The sequence below is a fragment of the Shewanella sp. 553 genome (assembly GCF_059338375.1).
This window is the reverse complement of record NZ_CM181701.1, coordinates 346,383-369,038: the sequence shown is the minus strand read 5'-3', so window position 1 is coordinate 369,038 and position 22,656 is coordinate 346,383. Positions and strand designations below refer to the sequence as shown.

Below are 22,656 nucleotides of genomic sequence, written 5' to 3'. Positions count from 1 at the left end.
TCTTCACATAAAAACCATTAAAAACATGAGCTAGCGCACACCTCCTGCGCCATTATCTATCAACAGTTGTGAAAACAGCAAAAGACAATTAAAAACAACACCTTAATGTGATGTTGAAATCTGTTTTTTAGATATGAATTGAACTCTTTTAGATGTAAAAACACCTCAAAATAAAGATTTATTTTTCAAAAATATTCAGCGAATAGGATGGATTGTTTTTACTTGCTTAAGCTCACAGAAACGCTTGCGCCATTAATTTACTGTGCATTTAACACAGTCTCTATTTATCTATATAAGCAAAGTTAACGCTATCGATTAATAAATGCAGACACGCAAATAATTAATATCATCGGTGGAACTATGGCGGCAGAAATTGGGTTATTACTACTTATTATTGCAACAGTAATGTGTTTACTCATCGCAGCGTTACCACTATTTAAAAGCAGCAGCGGTGAACCACAAACCCATACACTCACCAGCTTATTAATTCATCTCAATACTGTTGCCCTACTGGGGGCAATTGTTATTTTGGGCTATCTGTTTATTACTAACGATTTTTCGGTCGCTTACGTGGCCAACCATTCCAACACCCAATTAGCCAGCATCTATAAGGTGGCGGCGGTATGGGGCGGTCATGAAGGCTCAATGCTATTTTGGATAACCGCCACCGCTCTGTGGAGCAGTTATATCGTCAACCAGCACAAAGCTAACAATGCCTTTATGCGCAGCCTTTGCGCCATTCTCGCCGCCATCATGTGCGGTTTCTTACTCTTCTTACTGTTTACCTCTAACCCGTTTGCACGCTTGCTGCCCAACATCCCGCTCGAGGGACGCGACCTAAACCCTATACTGCAAGACATTGGGCTAATATTGCATCCGCCACTGCTGTTTGTCGGCTATGTGGGGCTGACGGTCTGTTTTGCTGCGGCCGTGGCCGCGCTACTCGATACCCAAGCTAACATTCAAGCCCACTGCAAGCGCATCCGTCCATGGGCTATTTTAACTTGGGTAGCACTCACTGGTGGCAACGCCTTTGGCTCATGGTGGGCCTATAACGAGCTAGGTTGGGGAGGGTGGTGGTTTTGGGACCCAGTCGAAAACGCCTCATTTATTCCTTGGTTAGTGGCCACCGCCATGATGCATGCACTCATATTGAGCAGTAAACGAGATGATTTTTATGCTTCGACCCTATTCACTTGTTTGTTAGGCTTTGCCATCTGCCTACTGGGCACCTTCTTAGTGCGCTCAGGGGTGGTGCAATCGGTCCATGCCTTTGCCGCCGATCCGAGCCGAGGCGTGTCGATTTTGACTCTACTGATATTATTTTCGGCTGGGGGCTTTACCCTGTTTGCCTACCGCGCGCCGTCATTACTCAAAACTAGCCGCTATAGCCTGCACAGCAAAGAAAGCCTGATGATGCTGGGCAATCTTATCCTTCTCGTTGCAGCTCTTTCCATCTTACTTGGCACCTGTTACCCGTTGCTGTATGAAGTCCTTACCCAGCAAAGCATTTCCGTTGGCGCGCCCTACTTCAACAGTCTGTTTATTCCGTTGCTGGTATTGATTTGCCTGCTAATGGGCGCAGCGCCGCTGGTGCGCTGGCAACAGGCACAGCCCAAGGTGTTTATGCAATTAGGCCTGTATGCTGGGCTGGCATTCGGGCTGGCGTTGCTACTGAACCTGATAGCGTTACCCCAGCTTAGCGGCTACTTTATTTGCGGCAGTTTTTCTGCCCTATGGTTGATTATCTGCATCGTGGCGGCGGTGCGGTTGCACTATGGTCACCGAGCGCCCAGTACTGGCAGAACCCAGCATTTTAACGCCATGTGCCTGGCCCATTTGGCCGTGGCAGTGAGTATTTTAGGCGCAACCACTGTGTCTCATTTTGAGCAGGAAGAGTTACTGCGAATGGGCCCGGGACAAGGTAAAGTCGTCGCGGGGTACACCTTTGTTTATGAAGCAACTGAGCAGGTTGAATATCCAAGCTACAGTGCGATTCAGGCCAAAATTCAGGTTAGCGATGCCAAGGGGCAAGTGTTTGCTTATATTTACCCACAGCGACAGACCTTTAACACCAACGGCATGCAACTCTCGGCAGCGGGGATCCATCGCAGTTTGTTTGGCGACATCTACATCTCCATGGGGACGCCGCTCAGCGACAGCGAATACCTTGTGCGGATCAGTTATAAACCTTTGGTCAATTGGATTTGGATAGGAGCCTTAATGATGATGGTGGCCGGTATCTGCCTGCTACGCCGCCCAGCAACTCCCAGCGCTGCGCGTAACCCTCACAGCGCAGGGCATCGCCTTGGTGCGCCGTCAGTACATAATGGAGGGCTGTGATGAAGTCTAAGCTCACACTTTGCCGACTTGTCACATTCAACTGCCTGTTATGGCTAGGATTAAGCGTATTTTCGGCCAACGCTACAACGCCGTCATCCTTGCCAGCATCAACGCCAGCCCCTGTCTACTCGCAAGCCGAAATAAAAGCCCTGGGATTTGATATCGCTAAGTCGCTACGCTGTCCCATGTCGGCCAATCAAAACCTGTTGGACTCGCAAACTAAGATAGCCAATGAGCTCAAAGCAGAAATTTTTCTGCAGTTAGAACAAGGCAAACGTAAAAGCGAGATCATCGATTTTATGGTGGCCCGTTACGGCCAGCAGATCCGCTATATGCCAACATTTTCCGTAGGAACTTTAGTGCTGTATCTGTTTCCGCTGGGGTTATTGCTATTGGTGGCGGCATGGGGATTCAAGCAACATCAATCGACAACATCTTCCTCTAAAATTAGTAATATGGATACGCATCATGACTAAACAACTGCTGGTTATCATCGGCTTATCAATGCTACTCACCATGGGACAATCGCAGGGGGCCATGCCAAATGAAAAGGTGTACGCCACTGGTGATAACTTACCTAAACCCATGATCATGTCGCGCTTTATCGAGATGCAACACGCGCGCAAAGTCAGTGAAGTCCCTTTTGAAACGCTTGAGGGGGCCAAGGTTAAGCTGAGCGATTATCGCGGCAATCTGGTACTGGTTAACCTGTGGGCCACTTGGTGCGCCCCCTGCATTAAAGAGATCCCGATGATGGACAAGATCCGGCGCGATAATCACACCAATAAGTTAGTGGTACTGCCACTGTCTATCGATGAGCAATACGAGCAAGTGGCCGCATTTTTAACCCGCCATAACTTAGGAGACTACCCTACGTTGATCGATCCACAGCAGCAGATCGATAAGATGCTTCCAGCAGATGTAGTGCCTGCTACCTATGTGTTTGATGGCGAAGGTAACCTCATCGGTTTTTTGCGCGGTTATTTAGATTGGGGCGATAAAGAGGTGCAACCCTACCTTGAACAACTCACCGCCAAGTATGCATCACCCACTCGCTCTTAATTTGCCATAGTTTATCCCCCCGCTTTCATTGCTCCCGCCCGACAACGCGACCCTTTCGTCGGGCGGTCTTTTTTATCTCGGCATCGCTAGCTTGAGCTGCGACCACGACTTTCAATTACCGCACCATTAAATTAGAATTGCGCCATTAATCGTTATGTTCCAAGGCCAGTTTGATGAAATTAACCGCACTACAGCAACCGCTTTATGATCACCTTTATCGCGATATTCACCAGTTCCGCTCTACCTTCGATCTGCCCATTGAAGATACCAGCAGCCTCGACGATAAAGCGGATACATTACACACCTCTTTAGCGATTGAAGAGCTGACCGAGCTAGCTGAAGCCGATTGCCGCATAGAACAAGCCGATGCGATTGTCGACTCTGTTTATGTATTGATGGGGCGTCTGGTGCATATGGGTGCCAAACAGGTTAACGACTGTATTGCTATCAGCTACCTTATCGATCTGCTGCTGCATGTGGCCAATAATCGTGATATCGATTTTGTGCGCTGCTGGGATGAAGTGCACTCGAGCAACATGAGTAAGGTGTGCCGTAATGAACAAGAGTTAGCAGAAACCGTCGCTCATTATGCTAAACAGGGTGTTGACATTGTCGGTAGCAAGAAAGGCGACTTCATCATAGCTAAATGTGCTAAAGATGTTGATATGGCAGGTAAAGTCGTGCGCCAAGGCAAGGTGCTAAAATCAGTTTACTACCGCCCTGCCGATCTAAGTCGCTTGATAAAAGCCTAATTTATCCTCCTCAGGAGCTGTCTAACATGATCCGTCTGAAATGAGATGAGACCTAGGTATCATTAATTGAATTCCAGCCGTGACCCAGTTAACAGCTAAGATAATAAGCACTACTCGCTAACCGATTTAGATGATTGAATAGGGTTAAATGAATCTAGTGCTTATCGTCCCTGAGGAATTATCATGACCAATAATATTGCAGCCTTACTCGCCACTACGGCGCTATTTTTTAGCACTCAGGTATTGGCTAATGGCGGTTGCGCCTTTGAAGGCAAGCAAGAAGGCTTTATTGCCACTTGCAGTGAGGAGAAACAAGAAGTGATTCTAACCGGTATCGTTCCAGCACAAACCTTAGTGACCGAACTTAGCGAATTTGGCGAAGGTTACCAAACTTATCAAGTCGATACAGCAGCCATCGAACCATTAAAAGCGATCACTGAGCCGACTGAAATTGTCGTTATTATTGGCACTTGGTGCCCTGATTGTCACCGCGAAACACCGCGCTTTATTCGCATCATAGAGCAGTTGAACAATCCCAACGTCAAGGTGACCTACATAGGGGTGGATCGCAGCAAACAAGATAGCGAAGGCTTAGCGGCGCAGTACGAATTTAGCCGTATTCCGACCTTTATCGTCAAACAGCAAGGTGAAGAGATTGGCCGCATTGTTGAGCGTCCACAGACCTCACTAGAAGTCGATCTGGCCAACATCCTCAACTAGGCCGTTAGCCATGACTCATAAGAAAGCCGCATTAGCGGCTTTTTTTGTGCAGTCATGTTAACTAATCCAGTGCTAACTTGTTGCATGTAAATTAAGCGGGAGCTCTTGCTTAATGAGACGCTCTGGGGCTGCAACTGTGGGTTAATCGCAGATATATGTGGACAATAAAGACGTGATTATGCAGCAGATGTAGCTGCAATTCGCCGAGATAATTGTAGTAATACGCCTTCACGCAGCGCACCGCCCGACAAATTTAACGACTCAATATGCAGCACATTAAATAAGCCCAGTAAAATCGATAATCCTGCGGCAAAAGTGGGGGCTCGCTCAGGATGTAAGCCTGCAATCTGCAGCATGCTAACATCGGTTTGACCTAGCACTTCATCGCGTAATTGCAACAATATCGCAGGAGTGATGGTTGCAGACAGGCCACGCGCGTTGAGTAGTTCAACGATTGATTGCACTGTACCCGATGCGCCAACCACACTATGCCAACTAAGCTGAAGCAGTTGAGCACGATAATCACCCAACAGGTTAACGACCTGTGCCTGTGCAGAATCAAAGTCTGCCAGCTGAAATGGAAATTGAGTGAAAAACAGTTGCTTAAACGTAACGCAGCCCATAGAAAGGCTGGTTTTGAGGAGCACTTTGTCGCCATCACCAATAATAAACTCAGTGCTGGCACCACCAATGTCGATCACCAATCGGCGACCCTCTGTGGTGGTAGTCGCAACCATGCCTTGATAGATCAATTCCGCTTCACGCAGCCCCGAAATAATCTCAATCGGTTGACCTAAAATAGGCAGCGCCGCTTGGCAAAATGCGCTGGCATTATTGATGCTGCGCAGTGTCGCGGTGGCAATAACGGTAATATGGTCGCGGCTAATGCCCTCTTTATCGAGCATCTGTGAAAACATCTTTAGGCAGTCAAGCCCACGGGTAAACACCTCGGGGCTTAATACGCCACCAGGGCCAATGCCTTCGGCAAGGCGCACCTTGCGCTTATATTTTGCCACCACTTTAGGGCTGCCGGCGACGGTTTGCGCCACCAGCATATTAAAACTATTTGATCCTAAGGTAATGGCCGCATACTTAGGCCCTAAGCCAGCGCGCTTCATTTAGCTGTGTCTACGCGTCCTATCGTGACGTCTTGGGCGTGCGCCAGGACGTGCACCTTGTGGTTTGCCACTACCAGGGCGGCCAGCGGGACGCGTGGTGTGCTTACGATGAATGCGTACAGGCGGCGGTAAATCACTCAGCAAGGCTTCACTGTCGTAATTAGTGACAGGAATAGAGTGCTGAATATAACTCTCGATCGCCGGTAAGTTGAGGGCATACTCTTCACAGGCAAAACTGATCGACTTCCCTTTTTGACCCGCACGTCCCGTACGACCAATACGGTGTACATAGTCTTCGCAATCATCGGGAAGATCGTAATTATATACATGAGATACGTCAGAAATATGCAGACCACGTGCAGCTACATCGGTGGCTACCAAGATATCCAACTTACCTTGGGTAAAATCTTCTAAGATACGAATACGCTTCTTCTGTGGCACATCACCCGTTAGCAGTCCAACACGATGTCCGTCACCTTCTAAGTGGGCCCAGATATTCTCGCAGCTGTGCTTGGTGTTAGAGAAGACAATGGCTTTATCTGGCCAATCTTCTTCAATCAGCGTCAGCAACAGACGCATCTTCTCTTCCTGTGAAGGATAGAAAATTTCTTCAGTAATATTTTTTGAGGTTTTTTCGCTTGGGGCAATTTCCACTTTCTCGGGATCATTCATATGATCATAAGCCAGCTCTTGCACCTTCATCGACAGCGTCGCCGAGAACAACATATTCAGGCGCGATTTGGCGTCTGGCATACGTCTAAATAGGAAACGAATATCTTTAATAAAGCCTAAGTCAAACATGCGATCGGCTTCATCGAGCACCACTGCCTGAATCGAGCTGACATTGAGTACCCCTTGGCGAACGTAATCGATGATACGCCCAGTGGTACCAATTAAGATGTCGACGCCTTTATCAAGCACCTTACGCTGAACGTCGTAGCTTTCACCACCAAAAACAATCCCGACTTTTAGCCCGGTGTGCTTGGCCAGCAAGTTGGCATCTTTGGCAATTTGAATCGCTAGTTCGCGTGTCGGCGCCATCACAATCGCACGAGGCTGATTGATCTCACGTCCTTCAGGAGCTGGAGTGGTCAATAAGTGGTTAAAGGTGGCGACCAAAAAGGCTAAGGTTTTACCTGTGCCTGTCTGTGCTTGACCCGCAATATCTTTATGCTGGAGTAAAATTGGTAATGATAATGCTTGGATTGGCGTGCAATATTCAAAACCGCTTTCGATTAGTGCCTGTTGTATCTCTGGATGCAGAGTAAAGTCGGCAAACTTTGTATTTGTTAAATGTGTTTCGCTCATAGCGCAAGCATACCAGTTAGGGTTGCAATAAGGAACTTAATCGTTTGAAATAGCGGCTAATGAAAAAACAGCTCTGAAAGCCGCTAAAAAAATCTTGAAAAGCTGATTTCAGACCCAATATACAGCTTAAGCCATTAACAAACCAGTAATGGCACCTCAACTGGAGAACATCATGAGCGATAAAATTATTACCTTAAGCGACGACAGCTTCGAAAACGACGTACTTAAGTCTGACATCCCTGTAGTGGTGGATTTCTGGGCTGAATGGTGTGGTCCTTGTAAGATGATCGCCCCAATCCTAGATGACGTAGCAGAAGAGTACGAAGGCAAGGTAACTATCGCCAAGCTAAACGTTGACCAAAACAATGCTTCACCTGCTAAGTATGGCGTACGTGGTATCCCTACTTTACTTATCTTCAAAAACGGTGAGCTAGCCGACACAAAAGTGGGCGCATTGTCTAAGACTCAACTTAAAGAGTTTATCGACGCACAGCTGTAATATCCCGATCTCTATGACATTTTGATCGCAGAAAGTGACTCTCGACACAGCTTACAAAAGTAATTGTGTCGGGATTCGCTAAATTTCTAGACGCCTAGCCTTGTTAGTGCTACTTTAATAACCAGACTCATTCTAACTAACCCACTTCTTGCTATTCGATCGATATTCTTAAATGTTGTACATTCATTGATCAAAGATAGCATTGTCACGTAAGAACAAGACCCACCAAGATGAATTTATCAGAATTAAAAGACACACCGATTTCAGATTTAGTACAACTCGCCCAAGACATGAAGCTAGAAAATATGGCCCGCGCTCGCAAGCAGGACATTATTTTCGCAATCCTTAAAGCCCACGCAAAAAGCGGCGAAGATATTTTCGGTGGTGGTGTTTTAGAGATTCTGCAAGATGGTTTTGGCTTCCTTCGTAGTGCTGACGGCTCATATCTCGCTGGCCCAGACGATATCTATGTTTCACCCAGCCAAATTCGTCGTTTCAATATGCGAACTGGTGACACCATCTTTGGTAAGATCCGTCCACCAAAAGAGGGCGAACGTTATTTTGCCTTATTGAAAGTCACCGAAGTTAACTTCGACAAGCCTGAAAACTCTCGTAATAAAATCCTGTTTGAAAACCTTACCCCACTGCATGCTGAAGAGCGTATGCGTATGGAACGTGGTAATGGTTCAACTGAAGATATCACCTCGCGAATTTTGGACCTGTGTTCACCGATTGGTAAAGGTCAGCGTGGCTTGATCGTGGCGCCGCCAAAAGCCGGTAAAACACTGCTACTGCAAAACATGGCGCAAAGCATTGCCTACAACAACCCAGAAGTGGTGTTGATGGTACTACTGATTGATGAGCGCCCTGAAGAAGTGACCGAAATGCAGCGCATGGTAAAAGGTGAAGTTATCGCTTCTACCTTCGATGAACCTGCAAGCCGACACGTACAAGTGGCCGAAATGGTAATCGAAAAAGCCAAGCGTTTAGTTGAACACAAAAAAGACGTAGTGATCTTACTCGATTCGATTACCCGCCTAGCACGTGCTTACAACACAGTGATCCCATCATCAGGTAAGGTACTTACCGGTGGTGTTGACGCTAACGCACTGCATCGTCCAAAGCGCTTCTTTGGTGCTGCACGTAACATCGAACACGGTGGCAGCTTAACCATTATCGCTACTGCGTTGGTTGATACTGGTTCGAAGATGGACGAAGTGATCTACGAAGAATTTAAAGGTACAGGTAACCAAGAGCTTCACCTGTCGCGTAAAGCAGCAGAAAAACGTGTATTCCCAGCGATTGATTTCAACCGCTCAGGTACTCGTCGTGAAGAGAAACTGACCACACCTGAAGAGCTACAGAAAATGTGGATCTTACGCAAAATCCTTAATCCAATGGATGAAGTGACGGGTATGGAGTTCCTTATCGATAAGCTTGCCATGACGAAAACGAACGAAGAGTTCTTTACCGCCATGAAACGCTCTAAAAGCTAAACGATAGATTATCTATGCTGAATAAAAATGCCGCTAATTAGCGGCATTTTTTATGGCAAGATGGTGCTGTTTCTATACCAAGGCACCGGCCATTTTACGGCGTAAATAGGCAATTTGCTGCATATGCGGCAGATCTTTCGGGCAGTTATCCTGGCAGCCGAGCAAGGTCATGCAGCCAAACACCCCATCTTGATTACCAATCACATGGTAAAAATCTTCCACGCTACGGGCATCACGGCTATCGAGTTCGAAGCGGGCAATTTTCATCATGCCTACGGCACCCACAAAGGTGTCGCGCATCTGTTTAGTGGCGCAGGCTGACACACACACACCGCACTCAACGCAGCGATCGAGCTCATACAGTTTGGCCGCCTCTTCTGGAGCCATTGGTGCTTCGATGCGATGAATATCGATTTCATCCTGCCTTGGATGCAACCACAGCTTTAAGCGTTCGGCGAGTTCGCGCATAAACTTACCCGTATTGACCGACAGATCGCCAATTAATTCAAAGCCGGGCAGCGGCATCAAGGTGAGCTCGCCTTTAGGGTATTTACTGGTTAAGGTGCGGCACGCTAGTGTGGGATACCCATTGATCACCATGGCGCAGCTACCACAAATACCGGCGCGGCAAACAAAATCGAACTGCAACGAAGGGTCTTGCTTCTCTCTCAGCATGTTCAGTGCAATAAACACTGTCATCCCTGGTGCTTCTTCAAGCTGGTATTTAACCATTTTGGGCTTATCACCCGGTTCTTGCGGATCATAGCGGAAAATATTAAAGGTTAAGGTTCTACCTTGGCTCATTTGGCTTCATCTCCAAGCTGCGCGCGATTGCTCAGCGATTTATCATGTAGGCGCTCGTTTTTCTCTTGTAGAGACGGGGGTACTTCAAAGGGCATCAACGCATGCTGCCGCGCATACCGGTCTGCATCATCAGGCAATTTACTCAATATTTCGCTGATCTGCTGCTCACGTTTTTCGGTATCAGGATGCGCTATCGCATTATTAATCCCGTAGCCACGGTAACCTGGAGGTAATTCCATTTTCATCACATCCAACTGTTCATAATCGAGCGCGGGTAGCGTGGCATCAGCACTTGGCCAGCTCGATAGCGTGCGGTTGAGCCACTCTTTATCGTTACGCTGCGGGAAGTCTTCGCGGGCGTGGGCACCGCGACTTTCGGTGCGCGCCTCGGCCCCACAAGCGACAGTAAGTGCCACTTTAAGCATGCGCTTAACCCGCAAAGCTTCAACCAACTCAGGGTTGGCATGGCGCTTTTTACAGGTTAAGCCTATATTGCGCGAGCGCAGCAACAAGGCTTGCAACTCATCCACCGCTTTTTGTAACTCGGGGCCATTACGGAAAATGCCCACGTAGTCCATCATAATGCGCTGCATCTCAAGCTTGATATCAAAAGCGGATTCGCTGCCCTGACCTTCGACCAAATCGTCGATTTCGCTGCGCACCTGATTAACAAACTTTTCCACCAGCGCAGTATTAATCTCTAAGGTATTTTGCTGACAAAAATCGGCGACATATTTACCTATGATCATGCCGCCCACCACGGTTTCTGCCAGTGAGTTACCGCCTAAACGGTTAAAGCCGTGCATGTCCCAGCACGCCGCTTCGCCGACGCTAAATAAGCCTTTAAGCTGCGGGCTTTGACCTGTGGCATCGGTGCGAATACCGCCCATCGAATAGTGCTGGGTGGGGCGCACTGGGATCCAATCTTTAGCCGGATCGATACCTAAAAAGTTTTCGCAGATCTCTTTGACTTCGCGCAGGTTGGTCTCGACATGTTTGCGCCCCAGCAAGGTAATATCGAGCCACAGATGCGGCCCATATGGGCTATCGACCCCTTTCCCTTTACGAATATGCTCGGTCATGCGCCGCGACACCACATCACGGGATGCCAGCTCCTTTTTCTCTGGCTCATAGTCGGGCATAAAACGATGGCCATCTTTATCACGCAGTAAGCCGCCATCACCGCGGCAGCCTTCAGTGGTTAAAATCCCCACTGGCACAATGGCGGTAGGGTGAAACTGCACTGCCTCCATGTTACCCAGCTTAGCTACACCGGTTTCAAGCGCTAATGCTTGGCCAATGCCTTCGCAGATAATCGCATTCGTTGAGACTTCGTAAATTCGTCCATAACCGCCAGTGGCAATCGTAGTCGATTTAGCAATATAGGCACGTAACTCGCCCGTGATCAGGCAGCGAGCCACCACACCTTGGCAGCGCGTGCCATCGTGAATTAAGGCTAAGGCTTCGATACGCTCATGAACGGGAATATCTAATGAAATAGCTTTGTTATCGACAGCATAAAGCAATGAGTGACCCGTGCCGTCTGCCGTATAGCAGGTGCGCCACTTCTTGGTGCCACCAAAATCACGGGCGTTAATTAACCCGTGGGCAGCTTCTGCCTCTTCAATGGTGACCTTTTGGGCATTCACCACGACCTCACGCGGCCCTTTGGTTACCCGCGTCCAAGGTACGCCCCAGTTTGCCAACTCGCGCACCGCTTTGGGGGCGCAATGGGCAAACATGCGTGCGACCTCTTGATCGCACCCCCAATCCGATCCTTTTACCGTATCTTGAAAATGGACATCTTCATCATCGCCCATCCCTTTTACCGTATTACCAAGGCTTGCCTGCATCCCCCCTTGGGCGGCCGCCGAATGGGATCGTTTAGCTGGGATCAATGACAATACAACAGTATCTAACCCTCGCTCTTTTGAGGCTATCGCCACCCTCAGCCCCGCGAGTCCAGCGCCAACGACCAGAGAATCGGTATATATCAGTTTCACACTTGCTCCTTAACAGGGTATTGAACCACCACTTATTGACTCGCATAGGGAAGAAAGGCGAGCAATGACGCGATACCAATCACCACAAACACAACACTTACAATGGTTTTTATTTTTTTAATTCGCGCGCGATGATTGAGTGCTTTTTCGGCGCCCCATTTTATGGCGACTCGATACAATCCAATGGCGGCATGCAACTCAACACACAAAAGTAATGGCAGATACACCATCCACACCCCTTGGTTCCAAATGCGATCGGCACTGCCAATGGGGCCTATGGTCTCGGGGGCGCTACCAATCAACCACAGGTGGACTGGTAATAATAAAAAGATGCCCACGCCCGTGATCGCCTGCCACACCCATAACTTAGTATCACCATGGCTGATCACCTTCATCTGCTTACGCAAAGCTCGCTGCTGCGCCAAGTTGAGTGGCATTTTATGCACTGCCACCAACACGTGGATCAAGGCCAGCCCCCCCACCACAACGGCGATAATAGTCACCACCCAAGGATAACCATGGCCATTGGCACTTAAAAAACTCAGCTCCATGGTTTTTGCCACCATGGTCATCGCATCGCCGCCCAGCAAAATCGAGGACACTAACAGCAAGTGAGTCCATAAAAACAGAGTCAATATGACACCGGTAAAGCTCTGGCTCAGATCGAGCCAACCACTTAACTTACTGTTATAACGAGTCAGCGACATATTCTCTCCTTTTGGCAATACCATCAGGCTGCGCTATCTTGGCAACCACTTAGTCCTAATGTCGCTCACAAACAGCCACTAAACCGTGAGACAGATCAAAACACTAACCAATACTTCACAAAACGCTAAACTACCTAAGCTAACACATCATCAAGGCACAAAAGGTGTGATAGGTAACGTCAGTTCACGGCCAATAATGAGATAAGACACCAAGCTCAACACACCAATGCTAATAAGATAAATAATCAATATTTTAGCGACCTTACGCAGCCCACGACGATTAGCCGTCAAGCCCCACTTCAATGCCACTCGATACAGACCTATCATGGCGTGAATAACCACAGCCGGTAGCAACAAGGCGTACAGCAACCACGCATTGGCGTGATACACACGCTCAGCAGAAAGATGCGGGCCAATTTCAGGGTTAGTGATCATGGTGAAAATATGCACTGGCGCTAAGAAAAACAGAATAAAACCTGTCACTAGCTGCCAAAACCAGGCATGGCTATCTTTATGCTTGATGCCCTGCATATGGCGTCTTAAGGCGCGCCACTGCCCCAACTGCGCCGGAAAACGCCGCAGCGCCACTGCCGCATGAACAATGACCACCAACATGATAAAAATCGAAAACACCTTAGTGACAATGGGCATACCATGGCCTGTAGAGGTAAACAGCCCCCCTTCAAGAAACTGCACCACATGATAAAAAGCCTCTTTACCCAACAAGATACTGGATTCGAAATGCAGGTGAGCCAATAAAAAGCACCCCAGCATGATGCCAGTTGCACTTTGAATTTTGTCCGCCTTAGCAGACCATGGGCTGCCAAGCGAAGCATAATGGATATGATGAGATTGCATACTTTTGGGGTTCATTATCATTCAACGCCTAGTGTCGGGATCTACACCATAGCAGCAAGCGAGCAGGGTAAACGCCTGCCATTAGCAAAGCGTGATTTACCTCACCCAGCAAGCAGGCAACTTTTGACTTAGTTCACAAACAAGCCTCAAAGTACAAAACAAAGGTAAAACCACTTAACCAAACATAATCATGGGGTTAAATAACCAATTTAAACAAAACAATCCATTCAAAAATAGCGACATAAGCAGTTGAATCGGCAGTTTTATTCTATAAAGCACAAATATCAATAACAGATCGCTCTGCCTTTAGCCGCCGCATGGTTTACAATAACGCCATTATTGACCTAAGAGAGAAGATCCCATGGCTTGGATCCAGTTAAAGATTGATACCGACAACCAACACGCCGAACAATTAAGCGATATGCTGATGGACTTTGGTGCCCTGTCGATCACCTATGAAGATGGCAAAGACAACCCTATTTACGAGCCGAATTTAGGTGAGACTCCCCTATGGAGCCATACCGTACTGACGGCGCTGTTTGAAGCCGACTATGATCTAGCCCCTATCGTTGACATGCTCAAGCTGCAGCCTTACTTAGGCGCCGACTTTAGCCACAAGATAGAGCAAGTTGAAGATAAAGACTGGGAACGTGAATGGATGGACAACTTCCACCCTATCCAGTTTGGCAAACGTCTGTGGATCTGCCCTAGCTGGCGCGAAGTGCCCGACCCACAAGCCGTTAATGTGATGCTCGACCCAGGCCTAGCCTTTGGTACAGGCACCCACCCAACAACCGCCCTGTGTTTAGAGTGGTTGGATGGACTGGAACTTAACGGCAAAGAGGTGATCGACTTTGGCTGTGGCTCTGGCATTTTGGCCGTAGCCGCGCTGAAACTCGGCGCAGCAAAAGTCACTGGCATCGATATTGACTACCAAGCCATCGATGCCTCGAAAGCCAACGCCGAACGCAACGGTGTCGCCGACAAACTGGCGCTATTCCTACCCGAAGATCAGCCCGCCGACCTAAAAGCAGACGTGCTCGTGGCCAATATTCTCGCCGGCCCACTGAGAGAATTAGCGCCGCTTATCGCCGAAAAAGTTAAGCCAGGCGGCTTATTGGCACTATCGGGTTTGCTTAAAGAGCAAGCCGACGAAATTAGCCAACATTACGCCCAATGGTTTGACATGGACGCGCCTGCTCACAAAGAAGATTGGAGCCGCTTGACAGGCACCCGCAAATAACGGTAAAAGCCAGCGGCCGCAAGGCCGCCATTGACTTCACAGCACACAAAAGTCAAGTAAAAAAGTTGCTCTCAGGTCATTTATTGACCTTTTCACCGGCTTGAAAAAGGCGTACTATAGCGCCCCTTTGAAGCGCAAGGTGTAATGATAAATGCAGATTGGACCCTATCAACTGAAAAATCAGCTGATCGTGGCTCCTATGGCAGGAGTCACCGACCAACCCTTTCGAAATCTCTGCTTACGTTATGGCGCTGCCTTAGCGGTTTCAGAGATGCTTTCGTCCAATCCTGAAGTTTGGGATACCGACAAAAGCCGTCAGCGTATGACACATGCTGGTGAGAATGGGATCCGCTCAGTACAAATTGCAGGAGCCGATCCCGATATGATGGCTCACGCCGCCGTTGTCAACGTACAACAAGGGGCGCAAATCATCGATATCAATATGGGATGTCCTGCAAAAAAAGTGAATAAGAAGCTGGCTGGATCGGCACTACTACAGCAACCAGAGCAAGTAAAAGCGATTTTGCAAGCTGTCGTTGCCGCAGTGGATGTCCCGGTTACACTGAAAATTCGCACCGGCTGGGCACCAGAACACCGTAACGGTATTCAAATAGCCCAAATAGCAGAAGATTGTGGTATTGCCTCGTTAGCCGTACATGGCCGCACGAGACAATGCATGTACAAAGGCGAAGCCGAGTACGACACCATTGCCGCTATTAAACAGAATGTCTCTATTCCGGTTGTCGCTAACGGAGACATCTGCACCCCAGAGAAAGCACGCTTTGTGCTTGACCATACCGGTGCCGATGCCCTGATGATAGGAAGAGGCGCTCAAGGACGGCCTTGGGTATTCAGAGAGATCCAACATTATCTGGAAACAGGTAATAAGCTAGCGCCAATTGAAGTGGACGAAAAGCGTCAAGTGATGCTGGAACACCTCAAAGACTTATATGCATTGTATGGCGAATACAAAGGGTTACGTATCGCCAGAAAGCATGTTGGATGGTATCTGGACCAAGAAGCGCAGAGACCATTGAGAGCCGAGTTTAATCGGCTGGAAACTGTTGAAGAACAATGTTCCATGTTGGAACGTTATTTTGATGAATTAGTAAAGAATTAATAAAGAGCAGAATACGAATGTTTGATCAGACAACTCAACCAGAAGCTCATCAGCTTACCGTAGGCAAAATCGAAACCGCTAACGGCACTATCAAGCCTCAGTTACTACGTGACGCAGTTAAGCGCGCAGTAACTAACTTTTTCGCTCAAATGGACGGCCAAGAAGCTGAAGAAGTTTACGAAATGGTGTTATGTGAAGTTGAAGCACCTCTACTAGATATCATCATGCAGCACACTCGTGGCAACCAGACTCGCGCCGCCAACATGCTAGGTATCAACCGTGGTACGCTACGCAAGAAATTAAAAAAATACGGCATGAACTAAGAAGCAATTCTTAACTAGCTGTATCAGAACGGGTTTTCCAGAAATGGGAAGCCCGTTTTGCTATGCGTGCTACACACGATGCTACACACGGACAATCTTTGCATCGGGAAAATACCACAAAGCAGAAAACCACAACCTACTAAGTCACAAGGAAGTATCGAGGTACGTCAACTCAGCCCTTACTAGCTAGCATCGAAAATATGAATAAAAACACATACATTAACATTGACACCATGTTCAAAATTGAAACCAGTGAAATCAACACATATTTTCAAGATATCGATATAGATTTTATCTACTCTGAAATTGCAGCCATTGAACAGCAAGTTTTAGTGTTAGAACCTTTAATGCAATCCCCTATAGAGATTTTTTCACCCTCACCGTATAAAGAAGAGCATGCAAGCTTAAGTATCTTCTTCAAAATGTGCAGGCAACTTAAGGTCGTTAGTGGTTTAACTGCAATCAATAAGGGCTTGGATAGGTTAATAATATCAGCTGCAAAAAGCGATGAAGTAATGCAAACTGAATTTGAAAAAAACCAAATATATCTTATGTACAACTTGATGTTGCTATATAAGTTAATTGGTGAGTTTAATCAGTTTTTTGAAGATTACCCATATATAAAACGCACCAAACTTACTGATGCTCAGGCTTCGTTTGATGAGTACGAGAAATTTAATAATGAGTACGAAATAGCTCTAGACTTTACGTATGAAGTGTTCAGTAAGTTCTATATGCTCAAAGAAAATCGACACTACAAAGTACATACCCTCATAAAGGTGATAAATAATTACTGTAAAGACAACGATGTCCCATATCCAAAATCCAAGGATAGTAAGGCATACACTGATTTTTATAAAAAAATCCTAGTCTTTGCTACTAAAGAAGCAAAAAAAGTTGGTCGCAGCATAAAGGGATCGACCTTTATAGACTCTGATGATTTTGCTCGGTGTTATGGACACCTCCTGCTAAAAGTTTAATTACCCTCCCCCCCCTACTCCTTCTATTTCACGATTAAAAAAGTAAGTAAAGTCACTCTCGAACAAACTTAAACGAGAGTGACTATGACAACACTAAACCCTATCTCAACAGACCGTATCGTCCGCGAAGCCGAGCGTAAAAGTATCACCTCTATATCACGTACAACGGCTTGGACTCTAGAGCGTAAAGGCCTTTTTCCCAAAGCGTCGCCAACTATATCCCCAAGGCACCGCTGTCGGATGGTTGCTATCAGAGCTCAATGAGTGGGTCAGCTCACGCCAAGCTATCAGTTAGGGAAAGTTAAGATGCCGAAGATAGAAAATGATCACTTAGCAATGTACTTAGATGAAAACCGGTTGCTCAAGAAACCTGAAATCCAGAAGCTCTTAGGGATCAGTCGTTCAACATTAGGGAGAAGGGTTAAGTCAGGTCAATTCCCATTACCAGCACTGATACAGAATGGTCGCTCATTTTGGCGATTCAAAGACATCCATAAATGGCTTACTAAGTGATAAACAATAAGCAGGCTCAGGCCTGCTTTTTTATACCCTAAATAACTCATTGGGTTCGTCAGCTGGGTCTCAAAAGACAAGCTTCGCCGCTGACACACTTTGACCCACTTATGAAATTAACATTAACAAGCTGAAAAGCCCTCGAACCCAGATACGCAGCATCGTTCAGGCAAAAACCAATAATGGATTACGGCGGATATTAAATAATATACCCCGTTAGGCTAGCAGTAATGCAAACAACTAGAAAAACTAACCATGGCTAAAAAGACAAATAAACCCAGCAGCAAAGCTAAGTCCCGTAAAAAGCCCTTTTGTATAACCAAACACAACTCAACATTGTTTGCTTACAAGAACCATGCTTACGATGTTTTTAAACCGGATCATAAGTGTTTAAGTAAAAGCATAGTCAATACCATGATCTCTAATTACGAGATCATGCTTAGCCATTACAAGCGACTGCTGGTTGCTAGGATTGACCTACACCCAAGCTATTACTCTGTTGATAATCAAACAATTACAAAATTCTTAAAGCAGTTACAGCAATTGCTTGAAACCCAATACCAGTGCAAGGTTATTTACCATTGCGCCAGAGAGCAGAACACATCGGAGATTGAGCATTATCATCTTGAAGTCATGCTAAGCGCCCACAAGATAAAGCACTCATACCGATTACAATCGCTTATTAAAGCAATGTGGGAAATGCATGCAAATGGCACAGTGTCATTTGTTGAAAACCCTTATTGCATCACTTACAGAGGCGACAAAGCCTCACTCAAGAGTGCCATCTACCGCTCAAGTTACTTGGCTAAAGAGCACACTAAAGAGCTAAATGGCAAAGCTAAAGGCTTTTTAAGCAACAAGCTCGCTCCGGCAACAGGCTTCGACCCAACTACAGATCTCATGCTGGTGGACCCAGAAATCACCTTAGAGAACAACAGGCGAAAACAAGCGTTTAAACATTTCCAAATAACTAATCCACAATTCAATAGCCAAACAACTCGGCCATCAAAATATGGCTGGTTTAATCCGCTTTCTCATGAGCAGCAGCTAAAAGCGTGTATTGCCGAAGGTCCCACCAGCTTAAAGCATTTAACCAATAACCCTCTAAGTGATGCCAAACCAAAGTATCGCTACAAAGACTCGCTCATAAATGATCAAGCTAATGAAGTGATCACTCAGCATGTAACAGTGATCACTCGACTGATAGCCCATGAACCGAAAAGTGATCACTCTTTTTTGGATCACTTAGCTCATCAATGAGCAAATCATAAGACCGCTATAAACAACAGAAAACCAATAAACCTCGGGGTGTTGTGAGCATTTCAGTGATCAACTGCTAACGACAAATTTCAAAATGCAGAACAAAGCCCATGAACCGAAGCAATTTCAAAAAGTGATCACTCGATTGATCCAAAGGAGCAGAAACAAAAATGGCTAGATTTAACCTTGATAACTTGCCCAAATGCGGTGCTAAAACCAGAAGTGGAAAGCCTTGCCAGCGTTATGGAAATATTACCAATGGCCGCTGTAAGCTACATGGTGGACGCTCTACTGGTGCAAAAACTAAAGAGGGAAAAATGGCGCTACGTACTAATGCCTTACTCAACGTTTTTGCCTGGCACTGCGATAAAACAATCTATCAACAAATCAAAAATTCAGACCTTGAAGGCGCCCTTACCGCCTATCTAACTCTAATTGAATTAATAGACCTAGACTCTCGTGAACTAAAAGATACGGTTTTCAACCTCGTTAACCAATATAGAGTTGAGCTAGAAATGTGCAAATACCTCATCGCAGAGCGTGATGGCGCAGCAGCTTTATTGCTCATTCAATCAGCGTTAGATCATTACTATAAAGATGATGCCTACCAACACTTACTCTTCCACATTCATGCGCCAATATACCCCACACCTTTCTTTCAAAGGCTTATTGGTTCCAATGCTGAATTCAATCATCAGATGAAGTTAATGGCTAATACTAACAGAAAAAAAGGACCTTTCTACACAGGCAGCACTAGATTAACCCCGGGAATGAGAGCATTCAACAAGCAGATAAAAGCACTGAAGAAAATGTACAAAGACCTATGACGTCAATGCCACCTGCAAGATCCACTCAAGTAATTAAGGCAGGTAAATAGTCAAACACTCTCCTTATCAATCCTTGAGCTAAATCCTGTGCTTCCTTAAGGCTTTATGACACAATCGAAACGGGCAAAGCTGTCCGTAACTGTTTGTTATCTTTCCTAGAAGGACCTTGTTAGGTTATGAGCATCAATAAAGCAAAACTGACTGAAACCGATATCATCAGCAAATTCATCATGCCAGCGATTAAAGATGCGGGCTGGAATGATATGACGCAAATTCGCCAAGAGGTGAAGCTGCGCGATGGTAAGGTGATTGTGCGTGGCCAGCTCGGTGTGCGCAAAACAGTAAAGTCTGCTGATATTGTGCTTTACCATAAACCAAGCATGCCCCTTGCAGTGATTGAGGCTAAGGCGAACAAACATGAAGTAGGCAAAGGCATGCAGCAAGGTCTCGATTATGCGCGCTTGCTTGAAGTACCTTTCATCTTCGCCTCTAACGGTGATGGTTTTATCTTCCATGATAAGACAAAACTAGGAACGCCTGAAGCACACAACCTAGAATCCGAAATCCGTCTTGAAGACTTCCCATCCCCCCAAGAGCTTTGGGCTAAATATTGTGTCTGGAAGGGCTATACTGAAGCACAGCTGCCGATTATCAACCAAGAATACTATGACGATGGTAGCGGCAAGCACCCTCGTTATTACCAACTGCAAGCCATCAACAAAACCGTAGAAGCAATATCATCAGGTAAAGACCGTGTATTGCTAGTTATGGCAACAGGCACGGGTAAAACTTACACGGCGTTTCAGATCATCTGGCGCTTATGGAAGTCTCGCGCTAAAAAACGCATTCTATTCCTAGCCGACCGTAATATCTTAGTCGACCAAACCAAGACAGGTGACTTTCAACCTTTTGGTCCCGCAATGACCAAAGTCTCAGGCAGAACCGTTGACCCTTCATACGAGATACACCTCGCACTCTATCAAGCCTTAACTGGCCCAGAAGAGAGCCAGAAAGCCTTTAAGCAAGTAGACCCAGACTTCTTTGACTTAATCATTATCGACGAGTGCCATCGCGGTAGTGCCTCTGAAGACAGCGCATGGCGTGAGATTCTAGAGTATTTCAAAAGTGCAGCTCAAGTAGGTTTAACGGCGACCCCTAAAGAAACGACTGAAGTATCAAACTCAGACTACTTTGGCGATCCGGCTTATACCTACTCCCTTAAAGAAGGTATTGAAGACGGCTTCTTAGCGCCCTATAAAGTAGTGCGCGTTGATATTGATGTTGATCTGCAAGGCTGGCGACCAACAAAAGGCCAAGTCGATAATCAAGGAGAGGTAATAGAAGACCGGATCTATAATCAAAAAGACTTTGACCGCACCATGGTGATTGATGAGCGCACTCAGCTGGTGGCCGAGACGATAACCAACTACCTAAAACGTACAGACCCAATGGCAAAGACCATTGTATTTTGTAACGACATCGACCACGCCGAACGCATGCGCCGTGCTATCGCCAACCTCAACCCAGAGCAAATGGCGAAGAACGATAAGTACGTGATGAAAATCACTGGTGATGATGAGCTAGGTAAAGCCCAGCTTGATAACTTCATCAATCCTAAAAAGCCTTATCCTGTCATTGCCACTACTTCAGAGCTGATGACCACAGGTGTCGATGCTAAAACCTGTAAGCTGGTAGTACTGGATCAAAACATTCAATCAATGACCAAGTTTAAACAGATCATTGGTCGCGGCACACGTATCGATGACAGATACGGCAAGTTGTGGTTCACCATCTTAGACTTCAAAAAAGCTACCGAACTGTTTGCCGATGAGCGCTTTGATGGTACGCCAGAGAAGGTCTTAGTCGTTACCCCTACAGATATAGAAGATGACGATACTGACATTGATGGCACAGATGCGATTGATGACCCAAGTGATGAAGATAATCCATTCGATGATGGTGAGCTTGGTGGCGATAGCAGTAATAATCAACCCGATGGTAATGGCGATGATCGTCAAACTGGTGAAGGTGAATGGACAGACGATGAAACTCGTAAAGTAGCCAAATACCGCGTGTCGGGTGTAAGCGTTAGTAAAGTTGCAGAGCGTGTGCAGTATTACGATAGCGACGGCAAGTTAGTTACCGAGTCTTTCAAAGACTACACTCGCAAAACCATGGCTAAGCAGTTCAGCTCTCTCGATGAGTTCGTAAAGCGCTGGAATGATTCTGACCGTAAACAAGCCATCATCGATGAGCTCGCACAAGAAGGCATTATCTGGGCCGCACTTGAAGAAGAGGTTGGCAAAGAGATGGACCCCTTCGACATGATCTGTCATGTGGTATACGACCAACCACCACTAACGCGTAAAGAACGTGCAAATAACGTTAAAAAGCGTAATTACTTCACCAAATACTCTGACACAGCCCAAGCAGTATTACAGAATTTACTGTTAAAATACGCCGATGTTGGGGTGCAAGAAATTGAATCAATGCAGGTGCTCAAAGTACAACCCTTTAACGAGATTGGCAGTCTCAGTGAAATCGTTAAAAAAGGCTTTGGTGGTAAAAAAGAGTACGATCAAGCGATTAGCGAGTTGGAAGCTGAGATTTATCAGCTCCACCAGCAATCAGCATAAGGGTTATTCTTAGCGGCTCAATGCTAAAGCCCGAATCATTATTATAAGAATGAGCAGTGACTAATCCGTTAGTTAGTCACTGCA

At 46.5% G+C, this 22,656-nt stretch carries 21 protein-coding genes and 1 pseudogene; 16 read left to right on the top strand and 6 right to left on the bottom strand.

Annotated features, from left to right (window positions below):
* Positions 1-360: 360 nt before the first annotated feature.
* The 5 genes from AC5YBZ_RS01715 to AC5YBZ_RS01695 all read left to right on the top strand — a co-directional run bounded on the left by AC5YBZ_RS01715 (position 361) and on the right by AC5YBZ_RS01695 (position 4,877).
* A complete protein-coding gene (locus AC5YBZ_RS01715; RefSeq protein ID WP_494524265.1) occupies positions 361-2,343 on the top strand; it encodes a heme lyase CcmF/NrfE family subunit in 1,983 nt (660 codons plus the stop codon).
* Entirely contained in the window at positions 2,343-2,819 is a 477-nt protein-coding gene (locus tag AC5YBZ_RS01710) for a cytochrome c-type biogenesis protein (protein WP_494520257.1), read from the top strand. Before AC5YBZ_RS01715 ends, AC5YBZ_RS01710 begins: the two co-directional genes overlap by 1 nt.
* Positions 2,812-3,405, top strand: a complete 594-nt coding sequence (locus tag AC5YBZ_RS01705) for a TlpA family protein disulfide reductase (protein ID WP_494524264.1) — start codon at positions 2,812-2,814, stop codon at positions 3,403-3,405. Before AC5YBZ_RS01710 ends, AC5YBZ_RS01705 begins: the two co-directional genes overlap by 8 nt.
* Positions 3,406-3,578: 173 nt before the next feature.
* Entirely contained in the window at positions 3,579-4,157 is a 579-nt protein-coding gene (locus AC5YBZ_RS01700) for a nucleoside triphosphate pyrophosphohydrolase family protein (RefSeq protein ID WP_494543341.1), read from the top strand.
* Between the two features lie 183 nt (positions 4,158-4,340).
* Positions 4,341-4,877, top strand: a complete 537-nt coding sequence (locus AC5YBZ_RS01695; RefSeq protein WP_494524263.1) for a thioredoxin family protein — start codon at positions 4,341-4,343, stop codon at positions 4,875-4,877.
* 176 nt (positions 4,878-5,053) lie between these two features.
* Here the strand turns inward: AC5YBZ_RS01695 and AC5YBZ_RS01690 are convergent, their stop codons facing one another.
* Together AC5YBZ_RS01690 and rhlB are read right to left on the bottom strand one after the other, a co-directional pair.
* Entirely contained in the window at positions 5,054-5,995 is a 942-nt protein-coding gene (locus AC5YBZ_RS01690; protein ID WP_494543340.1) for a Ppx/GppA phosphatase family protein, read from the bottom strand.
* Complete coding sequence (rhlB, locus tag AC5YBZ_RS01685; protein WP_494520262.1) at positions 5,996-7,303, bottom strand: ATP-dependent RNA helicase RhlB; 1,308 nt, start codon at positions 7,301-7,303, stop codon at positions 5,996-5,998.
* A 172-nt stretch (positions 7,304-7,475) separates the two neighbouring features.
* On the opposite strand from rhlB, the gene trxA reads away from it, so the two are divergent.
* Positions 7,476-7,802, top strand: a complete 327-nt coding sequence (gene trxA, locus AC5YBZ_RS01680) for a thioredoxin TrxA (protein WP_110455649.1) — start codon at positions 7,476-7,478, stop codon at positions 7,800-7,802.
* A gap of 230 nt (positions 7,803-8,032) precedes the next feature.
* Complete coding sequence (rho, locus tag AC5YBZ_RS01675; protein ID WP_475515622.1) at positions 8,033-9,298, top strand: transcription termination factor Rho; 1,266 nt, start codon at positions 8,033-8,035, stop codon at positions 9,296-9,298.
* A gap of 72 nt (positions 9,299-9,370) precedes the next feature.
* Here rho and AC5YBZ_RS01670 read toward each other — a convergent pair whose 3' ends face one another.
* The 4 genes from AC5YBZ_RS01670 to AC5YBZ_RS01655 all read right to left on the bottom strand — a co-directional run bounded on the left by AC5YBZ_RS01670 (position 9,371) and on the right by AC5YBZ_RS01655 (position 13,685).
* Positions 9,371-10,102, bottom strand: a complete 732-nt coding sequence (locus AC5YBZ_RS01670; RefSeq protein WP_494543339.1) for a fumarate reductase iron-sulfur subunit — start codon at positions 10,100-10,102, stop codon at positions 9,371-9,373.
* Positions 10,099-12,105 (bottom strand): fumarate reductase flavoprotein subunit, encoded by a 2,007-nt coding sequence (locus AC5YBZ_RS01665; RefSeq protein ID WP_494543338.1) that lies wholly within the window; start codon positions 12,103-12,105, stop codon positions 10,099-10,101. Before AC5YBZ_RS01665 ends, AC5YBZ_RS01670 begins: the two co-directional genes overlap by 4 nt.
* A gap of 32 nt (positions 12,106-12,137) precedes the next feature.
* Complete coding sequence (locus tag AC5YBZ_RS01660; protein ID WP_494543337.1) at positions 12,138-12,812, bottom strand: fumarate reductase cytochrome b subunit; 675 nt, start codon at positions 12,810-12,812, stop codon at positions 12,138-12,140.
* Positions 12,813-12,962: 150 nt separating this feature from the next.
* A complete protein-coding gene (locus AC5YBZ_RS01655; protein ID WP_494543336.1) occupies positions 12,963-13,685 on the bottom strand; it encodes a fumarate reductase cytochrome b subunit in 723 nt (240 codons plus the stop codon).
* A 346-nt stretch (positions 13,686-14,031) separates the two neighbouring features.
* Here AC5YBZ_RS01655 and prmA point away from each other — a divergent pair, with 346 nt between their 5' ends.
* From prmA to hsdR, 9 genes and pseudogenes are all read left to right on the top strand, one after another.
* Positions 14,032-14,913, top strand: coding sequence for a 50S ribosomal protein L11 methyltransferase (prmA, locus tag AC5YBZ_RS01650; RefSeq protein WP_494543335.1), 882 nt, complete (start codon positions 14,032-14,034; stop codon positions 14,911-14,913).
* Between the two features lie 151 nt (positions 14,914-15,064).
* On the top strand, positions 15,065-16,033 hold the full coding sequence (gene dusB, locus AC5YBZ_RS01645; protein WP_475515616.1) for a tRNA dihydrouridine synthase DusB: 969 nt from the start codon (positions 15,065-15,067) through the stop codon (positions 16,031-16,033).
* A gap of 17 nt (positions 16,034-16,050) precedes the next feature.
* Positions 16,051-16,356 carry a DNA-binding transcriptional regulator Fis gene (fis, locus tag AC5YBZ_RS01640; RefSeq protein WP_011864135.1) on the top strand — a complete coding sequence of 102 codons (306 nt, stop codon included), beginning with the start codon at positions 16,051-16,053 and terminating at the stop codon, positions 16,354-16,356.
* A gap of 200 nt (positions 16,357-16,556) precedes the next feature.
* Positions 16,557-17,336 (top strand): hypothetical protein, encoded by a 780-nt coding sequence (locus AC5YBZ_RS01635; RefSeq protein ID WP_494524262.1) that lies wholly within the window; start codon positions 16,557-16,559, stop codon positions 17,334-17,336.
* An 84-nt stretch (positions 17,337-17,420) separates the two neighbouring features.
* A complete protein-coding gene (locus tag AC5YBZ_RS01630) occupies positions 17,421-17,600 on the top strand; it encodes an AlpA family phage regulatory protein (protein WP_494543334.1) in 180 nt (59 codons plus the stop codon).
* Positions 17,575-17,631, top strand: a pseudogene (locus AC5YBZ_RS01625) (helix-turn-helix transcriptional regulator); the annotation flags it as partial. The gene AC5YBZ_RS01630 and the pseudogene AC5YBZ_RS01625, both read left to right, overlap by 26 nt.
* Positions 17,632-18,104: 473 nt before the next feature.
* Complete coding sequence (locus tag AC5YBZ_RS01620; protein ID WP_494543333.1) at positions 18,105-19,109, top strand: YagK/YfjJ domain-containing protein; 1,005 nt, start codon at positions 18,105-18,107, stop codon at positions 19,107-19,109.
* Between the two features lie 170 nt (positions 19,110-19,279).
* Entirely contained in the window at positions 19,280-19,936 is a 657-nt protein-coding gene (locus AC5YBZ_RS01615) for an HGGxSTG domain-containing protein (RefSeq protein ID WP_494524259.1), read from the top strand.
* A gap of 176 nt (positions 19,937-20,112) precedes the next feature.
* Complete coding sequence (gene hsdR / locus AC5YBZ_RS01610; RefSeq protein WP_494524258.1) at positions 20,113-22,572, top strand: EcoAI/FtnUII family type I restriction enzme subunit R; 2,460 nt, start codon at positions 20,113-20,115, stop codon at positions 22,570-22,572.
* Positions 22,573-22,656: the final 84 nt, after the last annotated feature.

Excerpts from the sequence above, each read along its gene's own strand:
- fis (WP_011864135.1), top strand. The coding sequence starts at position 16,051 with ATGTTTGATCAGACAACTCAACCAGAAGCTCATCAGCTTACCGTAGGC.
- AC5YBZ_RS01695 (WP_494524263.1), top strand. The coding sequence starts at position 4,341 with ATGACCAATAATATTGCAGCCTTACTCGCCACTACGGCGCTATTTTTT.
- dusB (WP_475515616.1), top strand. The coding sequence starts at position 15,065 with ATGCAGATTGGACCCTATCAACTGAAAAATCAGCTGATCGTGGCTCCT.
- AC5YBZ_RS01615 (WP_494524259.1), top strand. The coding sequence starts at position 19,280 with ATGGCTAGATTTAACCTTGATAACTTGCCCAAATGCGGTGCTAAAACC.
- AC5YBZ_RS01705 (WP_494524264.1), top strand. The coding sequence starts at position 2,812 with ATGACTAAACAACTGCTGGTTATCATCGGCTTATCAATGCTACTCACC.
- rho (WP_475515622.1), top strand. The coding sequence starts at position 8,033 with ATGAATTTATCAGAATTAAAAGACACACCGATTTCAGATTTAGTACAA.
- AC5YBZ_RS01635 (WP_494524262.1), top strand. The coding sequence starts at position 16,557 with ATGAATAAAAACACATACATTAACATTGACACCATGTTCAAAATTGAA.
- AC5YBZ_RS01655 (WP_494543336.1), bottom strand. The coding sequence starts at position 13,685 with ATGAACCCCAAAAGTATGCAATCTCATCATATCCATTATGCTTCGCTT.
- AC5YBZ_RS01620 (WP_494543333.1), top strand. The coding sequence starts at position 18,105 with ATGGCTAAAAAGACAAATAAACCCAGCAGCAAAGCTAAGTCCCGTAAA.
- AC5YBZ_RS01630 (WP_494543334.1), top strand. The coding sequence starts at position 17,421 with ATGACAACACTAAACCCTATCTCAACAGACCGTATCGTCCGCGAAGCC.
- AC5YBZ_RS01690 (WP_494543340.1), bottom strand. The coding sequence starts at position 5,995 with ATGAAGCGCGCTGGCTTAGGGCCTAAGTATGCGGCCATTACCTTAGGA.
- AC5YBZ_RS01710 (WP_494520257.1), top strand. The coding sequence starts at position 2,343 with ATGAAGTCTAAGCTCACACTTTGCCGACTTGTCACATTCAACTGCCTG.
- AC5YBZ_RS01670 (WP_494543339.1), bottom strand. The coding sequence starts at position 10,102 with ATGAGCCAAGGTAGAACCTTAACCTTTAATATTTTCCGCTATGATCCG.
- AC5YBZ_RS01660 (WP_494543337.1), bottom strand. The coding sequence starts at position 12,812 with ATGTCGCTGACTCGTTATAACAGTAAGTTAAGTGGTTGGCTCGATCTG.
- AC5YBZ_RS01715 (WP_494524265.1), top strand. The coding sequence starts at position 361 with ATGGCGGCAGAAATTGGGTTATTACTACTTATTATTGCAACAGTAATG.
- prmA (WP_494543335.1), top strand. The coding sequence starts at position 14,032 with ATGGCTTGGATCCAGTTAAAGATTGATACCGACAACCAACACGCCGAA.
- trxA (WP_110455649.1), top strand. The coding sequence starts at position 7,476 with ATGAGCGATAAAATTATTACCTTAAGCGACGACAGCTTCGAAAACGAC.
- AC5YBZ_RS01700 (WP_494543341.1), top strand. The coding sequence starts at position 3,579 with ATGAAATTAACCGCACTACAGCAACCGCTTTATGATCACCTTTATCGC.
- rhlB (WP_494520262.1), bottom strand. The coding sequence starts at position 7,303 with ATGAGCGAAACACATTTAACAAATACAAAGTTTGCCGACTTTACTCTG.
- hsdR (WP_494524258.1), top strand. The coding sequence starts at position 20,113 with ATGAGCATCAATAAAGCAAAACTGACTGAAACCGATATCATCAGCAAA.